At 64.2% G+C, this 19,981-nt stretch carries 24 protein-coding genes and 1 pseudogene; 9 read left to right on the forward strand and 16 right to left on the reverse strand.

Features of this window, described 5'->3' with window-relative positions:
- Positions 1 to 52: 52 nt before the first annotated feature.
- From CH249_RS19405 to CH249_RS19425, 5 genes are read right to left on the reverse strand one after another with little or no spacing between them, the layout of a single operon-like run.
- Positions 53 to 673, reverse strand: coding sequence for a TetR family transcriptional regulator (locus CH249_RS19405; protein ID WP_045200423.1), 621 nt, complete (start codon positions 671 to 673; stop codon positions 53 to 55).
- A 10-nt stretch (positions 674 to 683) separates the two neighbouring features.
- Complete coding sequence (locus CH249_RS19410; protein ID WP_179273039.1) at positions 684 to 1,892, reverse strand: NAD(P)/FAD-dependent oxidoreductase; 1,209 nt, start codon at positions 1,890 to 1,892, stop codon at positions 684 to 686.
- The gene (locus CH249_RS19415; protein WP_032396132.1) at positions 1,889 to 2,062 is read right to left on the reverse strand and encodes a rubredoxin; all 174 of its coding nucleotides are present in this window, start codon (positions 2,060 to 2,062) and stop codon (positions 1,889 to 1,891) included. Before CH249_RS19415 ends, CH249_RS19410 begins: the two co-directional genes overlap by 4 nt.
- On the reverse strand, positions 2,059 to 2,223 hold the full coding sequence (locus CH249_RS19420; protein ID WP_032396131.1) for a rubredoxin: 165 nt from the start codon (positions 2,221 to 2,223) through the stop codon (positions 2,059 to 2,061). The genes CH249_RS19415 and CH249_RS19420 overlap by 4 nt, the downstream gene beginning before the upstream one ends.
- Complete coding sequence (locus CH249_RS19425; RefSeq protein ID WP_045200419.1) at positions 2,223 to 3,446, reverse strand: alkane 1-monooxygenase; 1,224 nt, start codon at positions 3,444 to 3,446, stop codon at positions 2,223 to 2,225. Before CH249_RS19425 ends, CH249_RS19420 begins: the two co-directional genes overlap by 1 nt.
- A gap of 456 nt (positions 3,447 to 3,902) precedes the next feature.
- Between CH249_RS19425 and CH249_RS19430 the strand changes: the two genes are divergently transcribed.
- From CH249_RS19430 to CH249_RS19450, 5 genes are all read left to right on the forward strand, one after another.
- Positions 3,903 to 5,732 carry a DUF4012 domain-containing protein gene (locus CH249_RS19430; protein ID WP_254924156.1) on the forward strand — a complete coding sequence of 610 codons (1,830 nt, stop codon included), beginning with the start codon at positions 3,903 to 3,905 and terminating at the stop codon, positions 5,730 to 5,732.
- Between the two features lie 34 nt (positions 5,733 to 5,766).
- On the forward strand, positions 5,767 to 6,435 hold the full coding sequence (locus tag CH249_RS19435; protein ID WP_179273040.1) for a GDSL-type esterase/lipase family protein: 669 nt from the start codon (positions 5,767 to 5,769) through the stop codon (positions 6,433 to 6,435).
- 98 nt (positions 6,436 to 6,533) lie between these two features.
- Complete coding sequence (locus CH249_RS19440) at positions 6,534 to 6,950, forward strand: hypothetical protein (protein ID WP_094645892.1); 417 nt, start codon at positions 6,534 to 6,536, stop codon at positions 6,948 to 6,950.
- 398 nt (positions 6,951 to 7,348) lie between these two features.
- A complete protein-coding gene (locus CH249_RS19445) occupies positions 7,349 to 7,567 on the forward strand; it encodes a hypothetical protein (RefSeq protein WP_032396392.1) in 219 nt (72 codons plus the stop codon).
- Between the two features lie 97 nt (positions 7,568 to 7,664).
- The gene (locus tag CH249_RS19450; protein ID WP_094630236.1) at positions 7,665 to 8,774 is read left to right on the forward strand and encodes a GGDEF domain-containing protein; all 1,110 of its coding nucleotides are present in this window, start codon (positions 7,665 to 7,667) and stop codon (positions 8,772 to 8,774) included.
- Between the two features lie 63 nt (positions 8,775 to 8,837).
- Here CH249_RS19450 and CH249_RS19455 read toward each other — a convergent pair whose 3' ends face one another.
- Both CH249_RS19455 and praA read right to left on the reverse strand, forming a co-directional pair.
- Positions 8,838 to 9,554, reverse strand: coding sequence for a hypothetical protein (locus tag CH249_RS19455; RefSeq protein WP_032396128.1), 717 nt, complete (start codon positions 9,552 to 9,554; stop codon positions 8,838 to 8,840).
- Positions 9,555 to 9,603: 49 nt separating this feature from the next.
- Positions 9,604 to 10,113, reverse strand: coding sequence for an alkane oxidation protein activator PraA (gene praA, locus CH249_RS19460; RefSeq protein WP_032396127.1), 510 nt, complete (start codon positions 10,111 to 10,113; stop codon positions 9,604 to 9,606).
- Between the two features lie 443 nt (positions 10,114 to 10,556).
- Here praA and CH249_RS19465 point away from each other — a divergent pair, with 443 nt between their 5' ends.
- A complete protein-coding gene (locus CH249_RS19465) occupies positions 10,557 to 11,771 on the forward strand; it encodes an EAL domain-containing protein (RefSeq protein ID WP_094683545.1) in 1,215 nt (404 codons plus the stop codon).
- A 143-nt stretch (positions 11,772 to 11,914) separates the two neighbouring features.
- Here CH249_RS19465 and CH249_RS19470 read toward each other — a convergent pair whose 3' ends face one another.
- The 8 genes and pseudogenes from CH249_RS19470 to CH249_RS19500 form a co-directional block, all read right to left on the reverse strand.
- The gene (locus tag CH249_RS19470; protein WP_094683546.1) at positions 11,915 to 12,133 is read right to left on the reverse strand and encodes an ANTAR domain-containing protein; all 219 of its coding nucleotides are present in this window, start codon (positions 12,131 to 12,133) and stop codon (positions 11,915 to 11,917) included.
- 120 nt (positions 12,134 to 12,253) lie between these two features.
- Positions 12,254 to 12,562 (reverse strand): WhiB family transcriptional regulator, encoded by a 309-nt coding sequence (locus CH249_RS19475; RefSeq protein ID WP_094630240.1) that lies wholly within the window; start codon positions 12,560 to 12,562, stop codon positions 12,254 to 12,256.
- 106 nt (positions 12,563 to 12,668) lie between these two features.
- Positions 12,669 to 13,795: pseudogene (locus tag CH249_RS19480) on the reverse strand (cation:proton antiporter).
- 15 nt (positions 13,796 to 13,810) lie between these two features.
- Positions 13,811 to 14,011, reverse strand: a complete 201-nt coding sequence (locus tag CH249_RS19485) for a hypothetical protein (protein ID WP_094683547.1) — start codon at positions 14,009 to 14,011, stop codon at positions 13,811 to 13,813.
- Between the two features lie 164 nt (positions 14,012 to 14,175).
- A complete protein-coding gene (locus tag CH249_RS19490; protein ID WP_094684282.1) occupies positions 14,176 to 14,772 on the reverse strand; it encodes a hypothetical protein in 597 nt (198 codons plus the stop codon).
- A 118-nt stretch (positions 14,773 to 14,890) separates the two neighbouring features.
- Positions 14,891 to 15,775 carry a universal stress protein gene (locus tag CH249_RS19495; RefSeq protein WP_094630244.1) on the reverse strand — a complete coding sequence of 295 codons (885 nt, stop codon included), beginning with the start codon at positions 15,773 to 15,775 and terminating at the stop codon, positions 14,891 to 14,893.
- On the reverse strand, positions 15,769 to 15,927 hold the full coding sequence (locus CH249_RS28040) for a hypothetical protein (protein ID WP_176459108.1): 159 nt from the start codon (positions 15,925 to 15,927) through the stop codon (positions 15,769 to 15,771). The genes CH249_RS19495 and CH249_RS28040 overlap by 7 nt, the downstream gene beginning before the upstream one ends.
- A gap of 128 nt (positions 15,928 to 16,055) precedes the next feature.
- Positions 16,056 to 16,829 (reverse strand): sulfite exporter TauE/SafE family protein, encoded by a 774-nt coding sequence (locus tag CH249_RS19500; protein ID WP_094683549.1) that lies wholly within the window; start codon positions 16,827 to 16,829, stop codon positions 16,056 to 16,058.
- Positions 16,830 to 16,957: 128 nt separating this feature from the next.
- Between CH249_RS19500 and CH249_RS19505 the strand changes: the two genes are divergently transcribed.
- The 3 genes from CH249_RS19505 to CH249_RS19515 all read left to right on the forward strand — a co-directional run bounded on the left by CH249_RS19505 (position 16,958) and on the right by CH249_RS19515 (position 19,547).
- Positions 16,958 to 18,337, forward strand: a complete 1,380-nt coding sequence (locus CH249_RS19505; protein WP_094683550.1) for a rhodanese-like domain-containing protein — start codon at positions 16,958 to 16,960, stop codon at positions 18,335 to 18,337.
- A gap of 281 nt (positions 18,338 to 18,618) precedes the next feature.
- Positions 18,619 to 19,050 carry a hypothetical protein gene (locus CH249_RS19510; RefSeq protein WP_141214667.1) on the forward strand — a complete coding sequence of 144 codons (432 nt, stop codon included), beginning with the start codon at positions 18,619 to 18,621 and terminating at the stop codon, positions 19,048 to 19,050.
- Positions 19,047 to 19,547: a flavodoxin domain-containing protein gene (locus CH249_RS19515; protein WP_179273041.1), complete on the forward strand. Its 501-nt coding sequence runs from the start codon at positions 19,047 to 19,049 to the stop codon at positions 19,545 to 19,547. The genes CH249_RS19510 and CH249_RS19515 overlap by 4 nt, the downstream gene beginning before the upstream one ends.
- On the opposite strand, the gene CH249_RS19520 is transcribed toward CH249_RS19515, so the two are convergent.
- Entirely contained in the window at positions 19,522 to 19,980 is a 459-nt protein-coding gene (locus CH249_RS19520) for a DUF1003 domain-containing protein (protein WP_094630249.1), read from the reverse strand. The two genes, CH249_RS19515 and CH249_RS19520, sit on opposite strands and share 26 nt — an antisense overlap.
- Position 19,981 lies beyond the last annotated feature (1 nt).

The following is a 19,981-nucleotide window of genomic DNA, read 5'->3' on the forward strand; positions in this document are numbered from 1 at the left end:
CGGGATCAGGGGGCGGCGGGACTTGGGGCTGGGGAGAGCCGTGGAGGTCGGGTCAGCGCCCGGCGGTGATGGAGTCGACGTACGGAGTCAGCAGTAGTGCAAAATCATCTGCTGCGGAGGCGATATCGGGTGGCGGCTCGGGGATGTAGCTCAATGCCAGACGCACGATTGCCCGACTGATGACGTCTGCCTGACGCGGGCTCGCGCCCACCCACCCGCGTTGGAACGTCTCGGCCAGACGGTCTCCCGCACGCTCGATGAGTACGGCACTGTCGGTGGTGATCAGCCGGAGCAGATCTTCGGGTGCGTCGCCACCGTGCAGCGATCGCACCAGGGGATCGAGCGCACTCAACTGGAAGAACGACGAGAAGCCTTGGCGCAGAGCAGCCGATGCGTCGTTCTCGTGTTGATACAGCGCCGTTTCGCACATCGCGACGAAGAGGTCGGTCAATCTGATGGCGTACCCCTGCGCGACGCCGCGTCGTGAACCGAACTCGTTGTACAGGCTCTGTCTGCTCAGCCCTGCTGCCTTGGCGATGTGGCTCATCGTGACGTTGCGCCAGTTGCGCTCGTTCAACAACTCACGCAACGCATCGAGCGCGGTATCGCGCGCAAGACTGGACGCGGCTTCACGGTATCGACCGGGGGTCGACGTCTGTTCGGCTGCGGGCATGAACACGACTCTATCGAACGACCGCATGTGGTCGATCCAGCCAATCCGCTCCGAGGCGATCCCGATCGATGGGATCTCCGCTGGCGATGAAGGATCTGATCTGCCTGATGTCCTTCGGGAACCCCACACCGATGGCCCCGACGAGCCGGCCGTCACGCAGCGCGCATGCGGTGAAGCGGCGGTCGGCAACAGAGCCGCGAGCCATCACGTACTCGTCGGTCGCACCGGTCCACCCCGCGAACTGAAGGTTGACGCCGTGTTGGGTGGACCAGCCCCACGGGACGTCGAGACTGCCGGGATCCACGCCGATCATCGAGCGGGCAGCCCGGGTGGCCTGATCCAGTGCGCCGTTCCAGTGCTCACTCCGATACGTCCCGCCGAGGATCGTGTTGGGTACCTCTGCCACATCGCCCGCGGCGTAGATGTTCGGTATCGAGGTCCGCATCCCGGCGTCGACCAGAATCCCCGATCCGATCTCGAGGCCCATATCTGCTCCGAGTTCGACGTTGGGCACCGAGCCGACGGAGACCAGCACGGTACCGGCGGACCACGAACGACCGTCCGCTGCGGTCACGAGAAGTGTTCCGTCACGTTGCTCGGCGAGGTCGGTGACGGCGACGTCGGTGTGGAACGCGATGCCGTTGTCTGCGTGCAGGTCGACGTACATCTGCGAGATCGCGGCCGGAGCGATCCGGTTGAGCGGTGCCGCTGCGGCCTCGAGCACCGTCACCTCGGCTCCCAGGGACCGAGCAGCCGCGGCCGCCTCGCATCCGATCAGTCCGCCGCCGATCACCAACAGTGATCGGGTGCGCAGAATGTCGGCGTGCAAGGGCTCGACATCGGCGACACCTCGGAGGGTGAACACGTGGCCCGGAAGATCGAGTTGCCGGGCCCGAGAGCCGGTTGCCAGGAGCAGCGCGTCGTACGGAACCGGGTCGCCGTCGTCGAGCAGCACAGTCGAATCGGTGAGGCCGACAGCCGTGACACCCGAGCGCACGTCGACACCGTCGATCGCCGAGCCGAGCTGCACTTGCTCGATCGACTTGCTTCCGGTCAGCAACTCCTTGGACACCGTCGGTCGGCGGTACGGCGCAGCCCGTTCACTCCCGACCATCGTGATGGACCCGGTGAAACCCTCGGCGCGTAGGGCTTTGGCCGCGGTGTACCCGGTTGCACCCGAACCGATGATCGCGATCGCGTGCGGAACGGACGCACTCACCCGCGCTCGACCTCGACCATCTCGAAATCGACCTTGGCAGCGCCACAATCGGGGCACGACCAGTCGTCGGGAATGTCGTCCCAGCGAGTGCCGGGTTCGATCCCGTCCTCGGGCCACCCCAGTTCCTCGTCGTACTCGAATCCACACTGAACGCAGCGGTAGAGCTTCATGCCTTACTCCTGAAGTCGATTTTCTCGCGGACACCGCAATCGGGGCAGGGCCAGTCGTCGGGTACGTCGGACCATGCTGTGCCGGCCGGAAAGCCCTCGCGCGGAGCGCCGTTGGTCTCGTCGTAGACGAACTCGCACACCGGGCACTCGAAGGCGGCCATCACTTGGCTCCGTGCGCGGCGAGGATCTTCTCCCGCTTGGACGGCTGGATGTTGACCTTCGTGATGTCGCCGTCGTAGTGGTCGAGAACGCGGTGGTCCATCACCTTGCGCCACACGGGCGGGAAGTACGCCAGCGAGATCATGCTCGCGTATCCGCTCGGCAGGTTCGGGGCCCCGTCCATGCTGCGCAGAGTCTGGTAGCGGCGGGTGGGGTTGGCATGGTGATCACTGTGTCGCTGAAGGTGATACAAAAAGATGTTGGTCACGATGTGATCGGAGTTCCAGCTGTGCTCGGGGGTGCATCGCTCGTAGCGGCCGTTCTCCTTCTTCTGCCGCTGCAGGCCGTAGTGCTCGAGGTAGTTGACCGTTTCCAGCAACGAAAAGCCGTAGATCGCCTGAATCACCAGGAACGGCAGCACGATCGGACCGAACACCGCGACGAGCACCGCGTAGAGAACAACGGACATCAGCCACGCGTTCAGTACGTCGTTCCGAATGCTCCACGTGCTCTTGCCCAATCGCTCCATGCGCGTCTTCTCGAGCTCCCAGGACGACTTCAGGCTGCCCCAGACGCTACGAGGGAGGAAGGCCCAGAAGCTCTCACCGAACTTCGAGCTCGCCGGATCCTCGGGAGTGGCGACGCGAACATGGTGGCCGCGGTTGTGTTCGATGTAGAAGTGGCCGTAGAACGTCTGTGCCAGCGTGATTTTCGACAGCCAGCGCTCCAGACTGTCCTTCTTGTGGCCGAGCTCGTGCGCAGTGTTGATACCGACGCCGCCCATCACACCGATGCTGATGGCCAGACCGATCTTCGAGGCCAGTCCCAGTCCACCGTCGATTCCGAGCCAGGACAGGTTGTCGGCCGACCAGAGGTAGCAGGCGAACACCAAGCTCGCCAACTGGAACGGAATGTAGGCGTACGTGCAGTAGCGGTAGTACTTGTCTTCTTCGAGCGCCTTCATCACCTCGTCGGGTGGGTTGTCGCCGTCGGGACCGAAGAACCGGTCGAGGATCGGGAGCAACCCGTAGACGAGCAGCGCGCCGATCCACCACCAGACCGGGGACACGGCGTTCCAGCCGAGCTGGTTGAAGGCCCAGACCAGGCCGGTGGCCACGAACACCGCTGTGGGCGGGATCAACCCCATCAGCCAGAGGTAACGCTTTCGGTCGTGCCATTCGGCAACCGGCGTCTGCGCCTGGTTGTCGACATTCGATGCGGTCATCGTCACTCCTCGTGTAAGGCCGATCACTATGGATTGGACAATACACCGAATTTGTCATTCCGGTAGACAAATTTCGAGATTTGTACAAATGTTCCGGCTCTGTGGCCGCGACCACAGAGCCACCGTTCGGACAGATTCAGCTGCTACCTTCCGATTCGTTGTGGCCGGTAACAAACGGTCGCAGCGCACGCAGGTCCGTCTGTATCCCGTCGGGGGTACTTCACAACAGGAGTAGCTATGGACGCATTCATCGCCAAGATCATCGTCGACGTCATCCTCGGGCTCATCGGCAGCGGAAGCGCCGAGAGCGGCAGCACCGCAGTGAGCGCAATTCTGGGTTCCTGACCTCGAACGGCTGCGCCGGTGCGATATCGGCGCAGCCGACCCGAGCGTCGTGTCGCGGTGGGAGGACGTCGTTTGTAGTCTTAGCCGCGACGAAAGGGCACCCATCCAGCCATGAGCTACGACAACGACTACCCGTACGGCGACCATCGCAGCTCTCGTAGTCGCCGCAGGCGTCGTCGTTCCAAGAAGAGGACCGGCCGACGCATCCTGCTCGGTTTCGGGGTCTTCGTCGTCGTTGCGCTCGGACTCGGTGCCTGGCTCGCCTACACGGCCAATACCGCTTATACGTACCTCGATCAGGCTCGGGGCTACGCTCAGGCAGCGAAAACTGCTCTGCTGGCAGGGGATACGCAGAAGGCCGAGACCTCCGTGGACGACGCGGTGCGCACCTCGACCCAGGCGAAGGACGCCACCGATTCGGTGATCTGGCAGGCGGCTGCCGCGATTCCGTACGTGGGTCAACCGCTGGACGTCGTCTCGCAGATCACGGACGTCGTCAACGGGCTGACCGTGGATGTGCTGACGCCGTCGGTCGAGGTGGGGGCCACACTCGATCCGAGTCAGCTGCGCGGGCCCGACGGTGCCATCGACATCGCTGCTCTGCGCGCCGCCTCGCCCGCGCTGTCACAGGCCGCGGCCGCAGCGGACGTACTGAACTCGCAGTCCCAGGCCATCGCGGAACCGGAGTTCGTCGCTCAGGTCGGCGACGCTCGAACTCAGCTGCAGGATCAGACGCACGAACTGACGACCCTGTTGACCAACACCGACATCGCCGCCAAGGTGCTCCCCGCGATGCTCGGTGCCGACGGTCCACGCAACTACTTCATGGCCTTTCAGACTCTCTCGGAATCTCGTGGAACCGGTGGACTGATAGGCGGATTCGGCATCGTGCGTGCCGTCGACGGCAAAGTCGCGGTCGACTCGCTCGCCAGCAACGCCGAGCTCCGAATTCCGTACGACCCCATCGATCTCGGTCCGGACTTCTTCAACACCTACGAGAGTCGGTTCCAGCCCACGCAGAATTGGCAGAACAGCAACGTCAGCCCGCACTTCCCGTATGCCGGGCAGATCTGGCAGTCGATGTGGGAGCAGGAAACCGGCGAACGTGTCGACGGCGCTCTGGCCACCGACCCTGTTGCCCTCGGCTACATCCTCGATGTCGTCGGTCCCATCACGATGGGTGACGGTGAGGTGATCGACGGATCGAACGTCGTTCGGATCACGCAGTCCGACGCATACTTCCGCTTCGAGGACGACAACACCGCGCGCAAGGCCTATCTCCAGGACATCGCCGCCCGAGTGGTCGCGAAGATGCAGGGCAACATCGGATCTCCCAGCGCGCTACTCGAGGCACTCGGCAAGGCCACCAGTGAAGGCCACATCGCCGTGTGGAGCGCGGACCCGGCACTGCAAGCGATCCTGGGACCGACCAGGATCGGTCACGAAGTTCCCGACAGCCCCGACCCGTACGCCGCGGTGGTGGTGAACAACGGTGCAGGCGGCAAGCTCGACTACTACCTGCAGCGCAAGGTCACCTACTCCGCACAGTCCTGCGACGGCCCGACGCGGACCACCCGCGTGGTCGCCGAGATCACCAACAACGCTGCGCTGCAGGACTACACCACGTACATCGCCGGCAGACAGAACGACTCCACCCGATACGACGGACCCCCGGGAACGAACCGATCGGTGGTGGCGCTGTACGCAACTCAGGGCGCGACCTTGACGAACGCCACCATCAACGGAACTCCCCTGTTTCTGCTGACCGCTGCCGAGCGCGGCCACCCCGTGTTCTACGTGCCGGTCGTCATCGAGCCGGGGCAGACCAAGACCATCGAGTACAACCTCGTCGAACCGACCGTCGCCGGCGAGGCCCAGGCACCGGTTCAGCCGCAATCGGTCCCGGCACCCACCGAAGTGGACTTCCCCGACTGCAACTGATTCCCCGCGTCACCCCTAGGGCAGAATCCCCGGCGTGCGAAGAACTCGACTGTGGATCGCCGGCGCACTCGGGTTGGCGCTCGCCGCCGCGCTCGTGGCAGGACCACTGAGGACGCCGGCGCTGACGATCCACAACGCGCACTGCTTCGGGTGGAGCGTCAACGACACCGGACCACGGTTGGTGACGCTGGGAGACTCGATGGCCCAGGGCAATTCACGTGTCGACTGGGGAATTCACGGCAACACGTCGTGGTATTCGTACCTCGTGTGCGGAGACGATGCTCCCGCCGCCGACGGTGCCAACTTGGGAATCAACGGCGCGACCACGACGCAGATCCTTGCCCGAACCGACGAAGCGCTGGCCGCGAACCCGGACATCCTCGTCGTCAACGGCGGCACCAACGACCTCGCCCGATCGGTACCGCTGCCCATGATCATCGAGAACCTACGCGCCATCCTGGACCGGGCACACGACATCGACACGGCTGTGATCGCCACGGTGCCGTCGTCGCGGAAGGTCAGCGCAGACGACCTGAACGACGATATTCGCGCACTGGCCGCCGAGCGCGGCATACCCGTCGCAGAATTCGCGCCACTGCTCGACCGACCCGGAGCCACGTTCGACGGCGTCCACCCCACTGCGAGGACGGCTGCCCGGATGGCAGCGGAGGTAGCCGCGGTGGTCGGAGTTCGGGCGACGTAACAGTCGTCGTGCCGGATGTCGGATGAGCTGCTAAATTCGCCCGATATGCACCGAATGTCGGGGAGGTATTCGGTGGAATCGTAGAAAGCTGGCAGTGGATGATCACACGTCGTCAAGACGCGTGCATCGAAATCTCGTCGACGATGGCCGTTGCGGATCTCGCCCGAACGGTCGTCGACACCGCCGAACGTAGCTTCGGCCGATGGGGTATCGAGTATCTGGGACCGGACGGCACCCGCCTCTGGTTCGGAGTGCACCGTCTCGGGTTGGGGAGAAAACGCGAAACGGTGATGCGGTTCATCGTCACCGTCGACGCCGATTTCGATGGTGCACAAGCCCGTTCGCAGATCGAGCAATTCGTCTGCAACCCGGCATCGGGCACATTCGTGCCCATCGGCCCGCGACAACTGCGGGGGTACCCGACCTATCTCGCGTATCTGCGCGCGATACGGACCGCGGTACTCGATGCGGATCCGGGCGCGCACGTGACGATGGTGCCCGAAGTACGGACCTGACCGTTCGTGAAGCGGCGACCGACGCGGAATGCCGCGAAATCCAGTCGACGATGAACGCCGAGGTGCGTGATCAGAGGCGGCCCTGTTGGATCGCAACGACGACGAGAGCGATCATCGCAATCGTGAGGATTGCTAAGAGCGCCATATGAATTGGATCGGTCGAACCCGGCGGTCGAACCTCGTTCGGACCCCTTTTCTGGAGCATGTCACAGACTGTAGGTCACATTCTCGGATTGTGCACAGGATGACTGGTACAAAGCGAGGTCCGGTCGCAATTGGTTCGCACATGTGTTCGACAAAGAGTAGAGTCCAGATCGGCGGAGCCGGGAGGGAAGCCCGGCTCCGCCGCCCGAATGTGGACGGTCCGTAGAAGGCCCAGTGAAGTGGACGGTGATCCGATGGACGACGTACTGCGCAAGGTCGAGGAACTGAAGGCGTTGGTCGTCGAGCTCGAGGCCCTGGATCGACAACGCGTCGGGCTGGGGGATCGACTGGTGGATCTGGAGCACTTCTTTCGCCGAGCCGGATGCCCCGAACTGTCTCAGCAGGCCCTCGATGCGTTCGTGGTGACCTACGCAGGTCGCGTGTTCGAATTGGCCGACGGCATGCGCGGATAAGGCCGTGTGAGCAAGTTCCCGACTTCTCGGACCGGGTGGTTTCGTCTGTGGTTGACTTGTTCATCCTCGTCGGGACACTAGGAAAGCTGCTCGATCTGTGAACAGTCTTCGCCAATGGTGGTCGCTTCCGGTCGACTACGGGTGGAACGTTGCGTACGCACGGTCCCAACAAGCACTGCACGTCACCAGAATTCTCATCGGAATCTTCTGCTGGTTCTACGCGGCCGCTGCGGCGATCGCCCTGACCATCCCGGGTCTCGGAGACAGCGGTGCTGCGCGATGGGCACTGTGGTTCACCGTCGCGACGACGCTGCCCCTCGGGTTGGCCTGGCTGATCGGAGGCTGGCCGTCCTGGCCGATGTCGGTCACCTTCGTGCTCTACGCCGACATCGTGCTCGCCGCAGTTCTTCTGACCGTCGACAAGCCGTCCGAGATGTTGCCGATGGCTGCGCTGTTCACCGTGATGGGCAGCTACGTCGTTGGCTTTCACGGCCCCAAGCTGTTCACCGCTCACCATCTCTTCGCGTTTGTCACCGTCGCCGCGCTCTACACCTCGGCCATGGTGAACGACCCCGAACGTCGCTTGCAGACCAATCTCTATCTCGTGATGCTGATCCTGGTGATGTTCTCGGCACCGCTGATCTGCCATTCCTTCCTGATGCTGCTGCGCCGCGATGCCACCGGCGCGTTCTACGACCCGCTCACCGGAATGCAGAACCGACGGGGCTTCGACGCGGCGATCGGCAACCTCGACCTTCGCTCCGGTGCGGATGCGGAACTGGCCGCCGTGGTGATCGACATCGACAACTTCAAAGCAGTGAACGATCGATTCGGTCACGAGCACGGAGACACCGTCATTCGTCTGGCCGCGAGCCGAATCCTCGAACTCTTCCCGACACCGGCAGTGACGGTGCGACTCGGCGGCGAAGAATTCGCGATCGTGTGCCTCGCCGAAGTCGACACGGTGATCGACAGATCCGAGGAATTGCGCAGCCGTTTGAGCGAGTCGACCGACCGTTCCCCGCTCACGGCGTCGATAGGCGTCGCGCATGCGGTTGTCGACGCGCGGGGTGTCGCGGAGGACGTCGATGTGTTGCTCAGCCGGGCCGATCGAGCCATGTACCGGGCCAAACGGATCGGCGGCAACCGCGTCGCGGTGTACGACGACGGGGAGCCGTCCGTCCATCCGGTCGACGAACGGCACTGAACGACGGCGTCGACCGCGTTCCGCGATGGAACCGGTCGACGCCGCCGATCGAGGTGTGAACCGCTACGCCACCTCTGCCGCAATCGCGGACCGGGTGCCGACATCGAAGACCGGATCGGTCAGATGCACGTCGAGAGTGTTGCCGGGACCGGCGATGATCGCATTCAGCACCGACGTGAACGCGCCACAGTTCTGGAACTGCGGAATCGTGTACGTCCCCTTGACGTGTGCATCGGCCTGGTTGTTCTGGATCAGATCGATAGCATCGAGCGAACCGGACAGGTTGGCGGTGGTCTCGGCGGTGACGCAGTTGCTACCCGCCGGGATCAGGTCGACCGCGGCAGATCCGGCCGACCCGGTGTCGATGCCCAACGGCTTCACCGAATCGATGCGAATCTTGAAGCTCTGCGCGACGTCGAGATCCAACGTCGGTGCCTCGTCCGGTCCGCCGCGGACGATGGTGCCGGACACCGGGGTCGCATCGACGATCGAGATCGTGAAGTTCGCCAGCGTCGCGGGACCGAGTTTCAGATCGGCCGATGCCTGCGGCAATTCGAGCGACCCGGTCACCGTGCCACCGACCAGATCGACGTCCGTGGCGAGATCGGTGGTGGGAAACACCACCGGTTGGCCGGTCTTGGCGATGACCGTCGTCGTATCTGCCTGAAACGTGATGGGAAGGGTGTCGGCGGCATTGGCCGGGGCGGCGACGAGCGTGCCCAGGGCGATGCTCGATGCCAATGCCGTCATGGTGACGACAGTCTTGTTGCGGATCTTCACGTGTTCTCCTTCTCGGGAACGGTCGATGTGGAACGAGGTAGGACGGGAATCAGGACAGGGTGAAGGCCGGGTCGGGCTGGACCGACAGGCTGTTGACGGTGCAGTTGCCGGACATCGGCTGGTTCGTCGCGGTGAGCGTGTTCGTCATGTTGTCGAAGGACCCGGCCAACGTGGCGGGCCCGCAGTTGTATCCGACCAGCGAGAAGGCCACGTTGGACACCTCCCCGGTGGTGGCGCTGGTGGGAGTGAGGGTCCAGGGCAGGTTCTTCAGCTGGGGTAGGCCGCACAGTCGGTTGGAGCCGCTGATCTGGGCATCGGTGATCGTCGCCGACGAGCCGTCTGCGCTGGTGGTGCCGCTCAGGTTGATGGAGCAGCTCACCGGCAGACCGAACGACGCCGGAGTGCTCACGACGATCGTGCCGGGTGCCGTGAACGCGGTACCAGCAGGGGAAATGGTGGCGGCGCCGGCGCTGGCGGCACCGACTGTCGCACCGGTGATGGCAAGAGCGGCGACTGCGGTGACGAGTGTGCGAGAGCGGGTCGGCGGGTTGAGCGTCATCGATCGATCCTCCAGTCCAAGACGGATCCGGACCCGGTCGTGGCATCCGGTGGCACCGTTGGTTCGGCAGCCGGGAGGGACGTTAGGTTGACGAAACATATGTCGGAAATGGTTTGTTTCAACTCTGTGAGAAGTCACAATCCGGTCGGTATGTTTGTTGTACGCAGTAGTAACTGAATCCGGCTGCTACCCGGAAAGTTCAGCGCAACAGCGGCATTCGTCCCCTTTTCGCGCCTCGGTCGGGCCTGGCGTTCCTTCGATCTTCACCCCGTGCGTCGTTATCTTTCCGTTATACAAAGTTATCAAAACGAGACAGTCGTGACCGTCTCGGTGACATCTCCGTCGTCGAGCATGGTCGAAGCGAAAGAAAACACCTCGACCAGGTTTGGAATTACAGTTCACCCCCGCGTGACGGGGGTCGTTTTTTCGTGTCAAACTGAGGTGTGACGTTCGCGCTGGCCGAAGCAGGATCTGCAGTCGACACGGACACGGGAGAGTTGACGGTGCAGCCGTATTTCGCCCCGGTCTGTCGGCTGGACAACGGTGCGCTCGCAGCCATCGAAGTGCAGCTGCGCGGCCCGGAGAACGGTCCCCTCGCATCGGCAGATGCGCTCAAGCGCGCAGCCAGGGCCATGGACGCCAAGCGCGAGCTCGACGCGCTCGCGTGGGGTGTGGCCCGGCTCAACCAATCGGTGCGACTGCCGATGCTCGTGTCCATGGACGTCGACTCGCTCGCTGCCCTGGATGCAGCCACCGAAGAACAGTTGCGCCGCGACATCGTGGTCGTCACCGAGGCTGCTCTCGTCGACAGCCCGGCGCGCACTCTCGCCGCAATCGACAAAGCTCGACGCGAAGGCAAAGTGGTGGCCGTCGACGACGTCGGTCGCCGGCCGCAGTCGATGACCCTTCTCCCTCTCATCGAGCCGGACGTGATCATCCTCGCCGAATCGATGGTCTCCCGCCGCCCGGATCTGTCGACTGCGCGTACCGCTCACGCCGTCTCGGCTCAGGTCGAACGAACCGGAGCCGTGGTCGTGGCGAGCGGGGTCGACAGTGCGCTGCATCGGACCCGCGCACTCGGACTCGGTGCCACCTACGGGGTGGGAGAGCTGTATCCGGCCGCGCAATCGACGGAAGAGCTACCTTCCGACGCGGCCGAGGTCATGCCTCCGTTCCCGACCTGGAGCACGCCGACCGTCGCCGCCGAATCGCCGTACGCCATTGCCTCCGCAGGCAAGACGGCAACGCGCAGCACCAAGCGACTGCTGGTGGCTATGAGCACTTCGCTCGAGATGCAGGCCGCGGCTGCTGGGCCGGAGACATTGGTACTCGGTACTTTTCAGCGCGCCGAACACTTCACCCCGACCACCCGCAGCCGCTGGGTGTCGATGACCGAGCAGATCTCCTACGCCGGCGTCTACGGCGTAGGCATGGGATACGTGCAAGAGGGCGGCATCGTGCATGCGCCCCTCGACCCGATGGATCCGCTCGTCGAGGAGTGGAACGTCGTGGTTCTCGGCCCGCACTTCTGCGGTGTGCTGGCAGCAATCGACCTACATCGCGGTGAGGTGGACGCCGACCGTGAGTTCGATTACGTGATGTCCTACGACCGCGCGACCGTAGTTCGTTGTGCCCGAGCAATTCTGGCGCGCTTCTGAGTCCTTCTGTCGAGCTCCCGACCGGCTATGTTTCGGGTGGCCGCGTCAGGGCATACGGCACACAAGCGATTGTGTAGTCCGGACTACTCCATCGCCCAGGCCTCGCACGTTGAAAACACAGCGTGCGAGGCCATCTTCTTTCTTCACCGGGCTGTGGCCCACCGAATATGGTCGAGTGCTACTTCGCGCAGCTTGCGATTGGAGCGCTGAGACTGCTCGATGAGCATGTCGAACGCAGCCTCCGGGCCGATGCGATGCATGGCCATCAGGATGCCCTTGGCCTGTTCGATGGGTGCGCGCTTGTCGAGAGCCTTCTGCACACCACTCGGCTCGCCGACGTGAGAAGACTCCCCTGCATCCATGCGCACTATTGTCACCCGAGTTGGAACGCCGCAGGTCAGACACTGGGTGACGCGCCGAAAACGCGTCGAAGAGAGTTGTCGCCGTGACCTGGTTCGTAGCGTTCCGTTACCGCGCCGTGATCAGGCTGCAGGGTTGGAAAGTGGCCGCCCGATGAGGAATTCGAGCGTCCGGTACGCGTCGGTACGACGACCGTTGCTCGCGTTGTCGTGATACGCGGCACCGGCGACGACCACTCCCACCGGAATGCGACCCGACTCGATGTCGCGAGCCGTCTGCTCGGCGCACTCACGCAGCACCGGGCAGTCGGCGCACAGACGCCACGCCCGCTCTGCTCGCTTACGTCCGTGGCGGGGAAGTTGCTGCGAGTCGTATGCATCCATGTCGTCGATGCACGCACCCTTGAGGCGCCAGACCTGGTCATCCGTCATCGTCGTGATCCGTTTCGCGTCGTGCCGATCGTTCCACGACCTTTGTTCCCCGTCCTGATCAACTCGAAACACCCAAATGCCTTGCGCCGCCGCAGGCCCGCCGGGGTCAGGCCGGACGACGAGCGGCGACCCGCGATGCGGCGGCCGCCGCCGCGATGGTCATCAGTGCACCGAGCACGATGGCAGGGCCCTCCCCGGGAGCCAGCACGCCGCTCTGCGTGCCGAGTGTCACGGCCGAGACCGGAACTCCCATCTGGGCTGCCGCGAGTATCCCGAGCCCGGCGGGCTGGCCCGTCAGACGCATCGCACCGTGCGCGGCGATGGCTCCCAATCCCAACACGAGCCCCAGCGCGATCATGTTCGGGTGACTGCCGAGGGCGCGCAGATCGAGGGATGCACCGAGCCAGACGAAATACAGTGGCCCCAGAAAACCTTCGGTGATGGCAAACAGTTGTTTCGCAAGTCGTCGCGGTTCTCCGATGGCAGCGACGGCCAGCTCGAAGCCGAAGCCGGCCAGCATCACCGATGCGTGGGTGTGGACCGCGAGGGCCGCGAGGCCGAACAGCAGAATCAGGTTGAGGCGCAGTTCGAGCGCGAGTTTGCGTTGGGCAGACACATGATGCACGCGACGGCGCAGTCCCGAGGCGTCGAAGTGGCGCAGGACGACAAAGATCACGGCGGCGGCGATCAGGACCGTCGCCGATCCGAGTGCGGCGGGACCGGCCTGCCGTGGATCGATCACGAGAGGCAGCGCGACGATACAGACCGCGTCCGCCAGCGCGATCTGCGGCAGGAGGGCCATCAGACCGGGTGCGGTCATCGTGGTGGACTCGACGATCGGCATGATGACAGCGGCCGAGGACGATGCCATCAACACCGCGTACAGGCCGAGGTGAGGTGGATCGAACGCGGCGGAGACGGCCCAGCCGAGCACGGTTGCCAGCAGCCCGACGTCACCGCCCGCGCAGTACCGACCCCGAGACCGATGCGCAGTCGCGGGTCGCGAATCGGTATCTGACTGCCGGCCACGAACATGACGAGCGCAAACCCCACCTGTGCCAGGAAGCTCAGCGTCTGCTCGCTGGGGTCGACGATGCCGAAGCCTGTGTGGCCGAGAGCAATTCCGGCGACGAGTTCGCCGACGACGACGGGTATCCGAAGCCCGCGCGGAAGCGCCAGCAGTGGGCCGAGCAATCCCACTGCGGCACACAGGGCGAGCGTCTCGAAGGTCATACGCCCGCTCCGACCTCAAGCAGAGTTCAGAAGGGGTCGTCGACTCGACGGCAGCGCCGACGCCACGAGGTCGCGAGGGTGCAGCGCGCCCTGCTCGTCCATTATCACCTGTATTCGAAGATCGACCACGCGTAATTGTGCAGCCAACGGGCTGCACATGAGCGCACGCTCGTAGTCCGCACTCGCGGAACAGAATTCGGTGCCGGCACCGATCATGTCATCGCCTCCTCGAACGTGGGAGCTTCGTGTCGACGAGTTCAAGGACGACGGTCCTGAGCGTACGACTACACACGCGATGTGCCATCGGCACAAAGGCCTTTTTTTCGAGGACGCGCGGCCCTCCTCGTGGTGACCGGCCGCGTCGCCGGGCTTCGACGGCGCTACCGCGAGCGATGGTCGCGGGCCTGTAGAAAGTGTTGCCAATCTCTGTCCCACTGCCGCATTCGTGAACGTTCGCCGGCTTTGGTGGTGAGATAGACCAGACCGCCGATGACGAGGGCACCGAGGAACCATACGAACACGGCCGTGGCAGCTCCGTTGACGACGGCACCGGCAGCAGTGTCGGGAGCGCGCACCAGATTCCCGTCCGCATCACGCCAGATCGGAGTCGTGTCACCGACTCGCAATGCCGACGGTACGTCGGTTGCCCCGGAGCGCAGCGAGCCGTCCGGCGCGCTCCACTGCACGGTCGCGGTACCGGCCACGGTCGTCACACCGTCGGTATCGGACCGAGCGGATTTCGTGGCGTCGATGACACGGGCGTCGACTCGAACATATTCTGCGCGTTGCTGTTGCGAGCGCAGCGACAGGTCGCTGTAGGTCACCGAACCGATCGTCGCTGCCACAGGGATGAGCAACAGAAGCACCGCGATCCCGACGGCGACTGCCGCTCGTTCGATCCTGCCCGGCAGCCGCATCAGTGGATTGGAAATCCATGGACTGTGTCGCCACGATCGGTGCGCGAGTTTCGAGAACATGGCCGCCACCTACTCCCACCCGAAGTGCATTCGTCTCCTACGAGTGTCCGGCGTCGAGCAGTGGATCCGTAAGGGCACAAGGTCCCGATGAGGCGGGGGTCGTCGGCTGATCGAGGGCTCAACGCACCACGAGAATCGGACAGCACGATGCGTGCACGAGAGACTGTCCGACCGACCCGGTACGCGGACCCGTCCGTGGTCCGTGGGTGCGGCTGCCGATCACGAGAAGGTGTGCGGTAGCCGATGCGCGTCGTAGCTCGTGCTGCGCCGATGCGTCGAGCAGGTGCAGATGCACGTCTACGGTGGAATGCGCGGACGCAGCAGCATCGACGCGACCTTCCAGCCACTCCAGCCCTCGGATCTGTTGCAGCTCGATGTCGTTCGTGACGGGCCTACTGTGGGGCGATCCGACGTGCAGCGCGGTGAGGGGGACTTCGAGCGCATCGGCGAACCAGAAGGCCGCCTCGATCGCCCGGGTGCAGGAGTCCGAGTGATCCACGCCGACGACAACCGGAGAGGTCGGCGTGAGGTCTGCGTGCTGGGGGCGCCACACCAGGACGGGGCACGTCGATTCTGCAACGATACGAGTTGCGTTGCGGCCGAACAGCACATCGCGGATCGGACCCGATTCACGGCCTCCGATGACAATCAGGTCGGCGGTGTGCGACAGCGCGCCGAGAACGGGGGCGATCGGGTCGTCCGTCAGAATCGAATCGATTGCGATGCGGGGATCGAGACCGACGAGTTCACGGCGAGCCGATCGAAGAAGGCGTCGACCGTGCAGTCGCTCCAACGACCGGGTCGATTCGCGGGGTGTGAGTGCGTGCACGAGCCGAATGCGTGCCCCGGTGACCGAGGCCAGACCCGCTGCCCAGGACAGTGCGTCGCGGGACGTCGGGGTGCCGTCGAGCGCGACGACGATGTCACCCCAGTCTTTCTTCGCCCAGAAGCCGGGAGCGACCGGGGTTCGGGTGGGCTGGGGTCGCGGCTCCGCGCTCACCATGATCGCTCTGCCATGGGCGGCAGGGTGCGGCGAATCTCGGCCGCGACGACTGTGGGGGTCAGATCGGGGAACCTCGCGGCGAGCATCGAGGCAAGCGACGTCGATTCGTCGTTCACCAGCCGAGTGGTCGGTCCTGCGTCGGTGATGGTCATGAAGATCGGCTACCTGGCGGTCCCGGAGACGGAGTGCTCCTGCCTCGAGGGTGCCCGGCGCGGCTCGTGCGGTATAGGGCCTTTCGACCCACGGTTCCGGCCCGACATGGGGCCGGACAATAGCGAGATCAGCTCAGGAAGGCCGCGTCGGCGACGACGTACCCGGCCACTGCGAACACCAGGTAGGCGAACAGGCGTTGCAGCCGTGCGGTATCGACCCGCATTCCGAAGTGCGCGGCCAGGAGGGAGCCGACAATTGCGGTGCCTGCGAACGCAAGGGTGATCGACCAGTCGATGGTCGTGCCGCTCAGATGTGAGAACAGACCGGCGACGGAGTTGGCGACGATGATGACCAACGAGGTGCCGACCGCGACCGACATCTCTATCCCGAGCATCAGCACCAGCACCGGAATGATGAGGAAGCCGCCTCCGACGCCGAACAGCCCGGTCATGAATCCGACAGCAAGGCCTGCCGGAATCGAACGTGGAGCGCAGTGTCTCCAGTTGATGCCCGATGCCGATGTCTTGCAGGCTGTTCCTGTATCTCCTCGCTCGGCGAGCATCCGGGCTCCTGCGGCAACCATCACGGCGGCGAAGCCGAGCAGCAGGATCCTCTCGGGAAGCAACCGGCCGAGTGCGCTGCCGGCGAAGGTCGCTGGAATGCCGGTCGCAGCGAACACCGCCGCCAGTCGCCGTTCGACGCGGCGTGCTCGCAGCTTCGGTATCACTCCCACCGCCGAGGCGGTGCCGACGACGATCAGCGAGACGGGGATCGCTTCCTCCACGCCGAGGCCAAGGGCGAACACCAACACCGGGACCGCAAGAATGGATCCGCCTCCACCGAGTAGGCCGAGGAGAATTCCGATCACAGCGCCGAATCCGAGCGCCAGCCCCAATGTCATCGTGTGTTCACTCCAATCCTTGGTGCCAGGTATACCCCAGGGGGTACTTGACATACCCTAGGGGGTATTACACACTGTGTCTACCACCTCGCGAAACTCGCCCGGAGACGTCTCAGACGGAGGAATCCATGATCCTCGAGCAGTACTACCTCGAATGTCTTTCCCACGCTTCGTATCTGATCGGAGATCAGAGGACGGGGCGCGCGATCGTCTTCGATCCGCGTCGCGACATCGCGGAGTATCTCGACGACGCCGAGAAGTACGGACTCGTCATCGAAGGGGTCGTCAACACTCACTTCCACGCGGATTTCGTCTCGGGCCACCTCGAACTGGTCGACGCGACCGGTGCCTGGATCGGCTTCGGCGAGGCTGCCGAGACCGACTATCCGATCCGGCGACTGCGAGACGGGGAGCGGTTGTCCCTCGGCGACGTCGAACTCGAGATCCTGTCCACTCCCGGTCACACGTGGGAGTCGATCTCGGTGCTGGTTCGCGAGCATCCCGGGGCCACCCCTACGGCCGTGCTCACCGGTGACTCCCTCTTCATCGGCGATGTCGGACGACCGGACCTGGTGAATCTCGGGGACGGCTCGACCACGGACCTGGCCCGTGCGATGTATTCGACGATCCACGACAAGCTGCTGACGCTGCCCGACGACGTCGTCGTCATGCCCGCTCACGGTGCCGGCTCGTCGTGTGGAAAGAACCTCTCCACCGAGCTCACCTCCACCATCGGTGAGCAGCGCGCGAGCAACCCGTCGGTGCAGCCGATGACCGAAAACGCCTTCGTTGCGCTCGTCACCGACGGCCAACCGGCGGCACCGTCGTACTTCTCCGCCGACGCAGCCATGAACAAGCAGGTGCACCCACTGCTGTCTCCTGGCCGCATCATCCCTGCGCTGACACCCGAGGCCGTGAGGGCCGAGCTGGTTTCCGGCACACGAGTGCTCGACGCACGAAGTGTGGACGATTTCGCTGCCGGTCATCTGCGCGGATCGATCAACGTGGGGTTCGACGGTCGCTTCGCCGAGACCGGCGGCATGGTCGCGGAGGTCGGTGGTCGCATCGTGCTGATCGCCTATCCGGGCGAAGAGCAGGAGGCAGCACTGCGGTTGGCCCGAATCGGATCCGACAACGTGACCGGATACCTCGGAATCGGCAGTGACGGTGCGTTTCCAGCCGAGCTGGCGACATTGGTCGAGACGGCACCGCGCACCACGGTCGAGCAGCTCGATGTGATGCTCGCCGCGGACGAGGTGACGCTCATCGACATTCGCAACCCGGGTGAGCGCGACTTCGGCACGATACCGGGAGCGATCCCGATCCCGCTGGCGCAGTTGCGAACTCGCCTCGACCAGGTGCCGACCGGTAAACCTATCGTGATGCACTGCGCCGGAGGATGGCGCTCGAGCGTGGCGGCGTCGCTGCTGCGCGCTCAGGGATTCGAGAACGTCTCGGATCTGCTGGGCGGTTACAACGCCTGGGCCGACGCCCACGTCCCGGCCTGACTTTCGACCGACTCGTACCAGGAGGATTCTCATGTGTTATCCCGTCACCTGCAAGAAATGCCACAAGACCGGCTGGGGCGGTTGCGGCAGACATGTCGACTCCGTCATGCGTACGGTTGCCGCAGCCGACCGCTGCGCCTGCAACGAGGATTCGAGCCCGCCCGTGAAGGAGCGTCGAAGCATGCGGTCGTGGTTCGGACGCTGAGACCTGATTCAGGTAGTCGAGCGGCAAGTACTTTGTGCTCTAGCGCAATTGATCTCTTGCCGCACAGACTGGAACGATGACATCGACAACGCGAGTGGCAACCGAGCGCAACCGGCGATCGCCGTGGCTCGGCGCAGTCTGCGGAGGGGTATCGATCAACGCGTTCGGTGCTGCGATCGGATTGGCCTCGGGTGCAATCGATCCGAGTTCCTACGTCGAGGCGAAAGTGTCTGTGACACTGACAGCACTGTCGCTGGTGTTGGTCGTCGGCGTTCCCATGGGGCTCGCTGCGGCGTCTGCCTTCGCAGGCGGCGGACGGTCGGGTCCGATGGCTCATATCGCCGGCGTGCTCCTGGTTGCCTGGATCATCGTGCACTCGGCGGTGACCGGTGAGACGAGTTGGCTGCTGGGATCGTTCGGAGTACTGGGGTTCGTCATTGCGGTCCACGGATGGCGGATGACGGTGGCGGCGGGCAAATCCGCATACCTCCTGTCGGACGAGACATGAAAATACTTGTCTCCACCGCAGGTCGGCATGGAGCGACCCACAGTCTGGGCCAGGAAATGGGTCGAGTCTTCGAGCACTGTGGTGTCGACGTCGATGTGCGGGCACCGGAATCCGTGGTCCGCGTGGACGGCTACGACGCTCTGGTCATCGGGAGCGCTGTCTACTCGGATCGCTGGGTTCCAGCCGCGAAGGCTCTGGTCGACAGGTTGTCGAGGTCCGAACATCCACCTGTGTGGCTGTTCTCCTGTGGGCCGCTGCACTCGAGCGACAGGCCGGTCAACGTCACTTCCGACGCGGCACACGCAGTATCACTGATGCATGCGACCGCACACCGAACGTTTCCCGGGAAGCTGGTGCCAGAGCGACTTTCGGCGGGGGAGCGTCAGATTTTCGAGAACTCCGGGGCAGTCGCAGGAGACTTCCGCGACTGGGTACTCGTGTGCAATTGGGCCCGAGAGATACTCGCGTGGCTCAATGCAGAGAAGCGTGGTTCGTGACCTGTTTCGCCGGTGATGTCTCTGCACTCGTGCGGTGCGCCGACGGACAGACGTGCGTGTGAATCTCGGCCGCCAGCTGCGCCACCGATTCCGTCAGGACGGTATTGGCCTCGATCATGTCCTGGAGTAGGGCGGTGTTCGAAAGTGTGTGTACGGCAACCTCACTGCTCACCGAGTCCGCGCGTTTCGCCGAGATCAGCAGAATCGCTCCCTGGAGTCCCGCGATCATCGACAGGAACAGGTTGAGCAGGATGAACGGGTACGGGTCGAATCCGTCGCTCTGGTTGTAGGCGGCCCACAGCGCCATGGTGCCCAGAAACAGGAACACGAACGGCCAGGAGCCCATCCCGTTTCGGACGTAGTCCGCCGCTCGCTCACCGGCGGTCAGGGCATCACCGGTCCGGACGCCCGGGTGTCTTCGCCACAGGTTCATC

Source organism: Rhodococcus sp. 05-2255-3B1 (assembly GCF_002258545.1).
Taxonomy (GTDB): Bacteria; Actinomycetota; Actinomycetes; order Mycobacteriales; family Mycobacteriaceae; genus Rhodococcoides.

Excerpts from the sequence above, each read along its gene's own strand:
- CH249_RS19405 (WP_045200423.1), bottom strand. The coding sequence starts at position 673 with ATGCCCGCAGCCGAACAGACGTCGACCCCCGGTCGATACCGTGAAGCC.
- CH249_RS19415 (WP_032396132.1), bottom strand. The coding sequence starts at position 2,062 with ATGAAGCTCTACCGCTGCGTTCAGTGTGGATTCGAGTACGACGAGGAA.
- CH249_RS19420 (WP_032396131.1), bottom strand. The coding sequence starts at position 2,223 with ATGGCCGCCTTCGAGTGCCCGGTGTGCGAGTTCGTCTACGACGAGACC.
- CH249_RS19425 (WP_045200419.1), bottom strand. The coding sequence starts at position 3,446 with ATGACCGCATCGAATGTCGACAACCAGGCGCAGACGCCGGTTGCCGAA.
- CH249_RS19430 (WP_254924156.1), top strand. The coding sequence starts at position 3,903 with ATGAGCTACGACAACGACTACCCGTACGGCGACCATCGCAGCTCTCGT.
- CH249_RS19440 (WP_094645892.1), top strand. The coding sequence starts at position 6,534 with ATGATCACACGTCGTCAAGACGCGTGCATCGAAATCTCGTCGACGATG.
- CH249_RS19445 (WP_032396392.1), top strand. The coding sequence starts at position 7,349 with ATGGACGACGTACTGCGCAAGGTCGAGGAACTGAAGGCGTTGGTCGTC.
- praA (WP_032396127.1), bottom strand. The coding sequence starts at position 10,113 with ATGACGCTCAACCCGCCGACCCGCTCTCGCACACTCGTCACCGCAGTC.
- CH249_RS19470 (WP_094683546.1), bottom strand. The coding sequence starts at position 12,133 with ATGGATGCAGGGGAGTCTTCTCACGTCGGCGAGCCGAGTGGTGTGCAG.
- CH249_RS19475 (WP_094630240.1), bottom strand. The coding sequence starts at position 12,562 with ATGACGGATGACCAGGTCTGGCGCCTCAAGGGTGCGTGCATCGACGAC.
- CH249_RS19485 (WP_094683547.1), bottom strand. The coding sequence starts at position 14,011 with ATGATCGGTGCCGGCACCGAATTCTGTTCCGCGAGTGCGGACTACGAG.
- CH249_RS19490 (WP_094684282.1), bottom strand. The coding sequence starts at position 14,772 with ATGTTCTCGAAACTCGCGCACCGATCGTGGCGACACAGTCCATGGATT.
- CH249_RS19495 (WP_094630244.1), bottom strand. The coding sequence starts at position 15,775 with ATGGTGAGCGCGGAGCCGCGACCCCAGCCCACCCGAACCCCGGTCGCT.
- CH249_RS28040 (WP_176459108.1), bottom strand. The coding sequence starts at position 15,927 with ATGACCATCACCGACGCAGGACCGACCACTCGGCTGGTGAACGACGAA.
- CH249_RS19500 (WP_094683549.1), bottom strand. The coding sequence starts at position 16,829 with ATGACATTGGGGCTGGCGCTCGGATTCGGCGCTGTGATCGGAATTCTC.
- CH249_RS19505 (WP_094683550.1), top strand. The coding sequence starts at position 16,958 with ATGATCCTCGAGCAGTACTACCTCGAATGTCTTTCCCACGCTTCGTAT.
- CH249_RS19510 (WP_141214667.1), top strand. The coding sequence starts at position 18,619 with ATGACATCGACAACGCGAGTGGCAACCGAGCGCAACCGGCGATCGCCG.
- CH249_RS19515 (WP_179273041.1), top strand. The coding sequence starts at position 19,047 with ATGAAAATACTTGTCTCCACCGCAGGTCGGCATGGAGCGACCCACAGT.
- CH249_RS19520 (WP_094630249.1), bottom strand. The coding sequence starts at position 19,980 with ATGAACCTGTGGCGAAGACACCCGGGCGTCCGGACCGGTGATGCCCTG.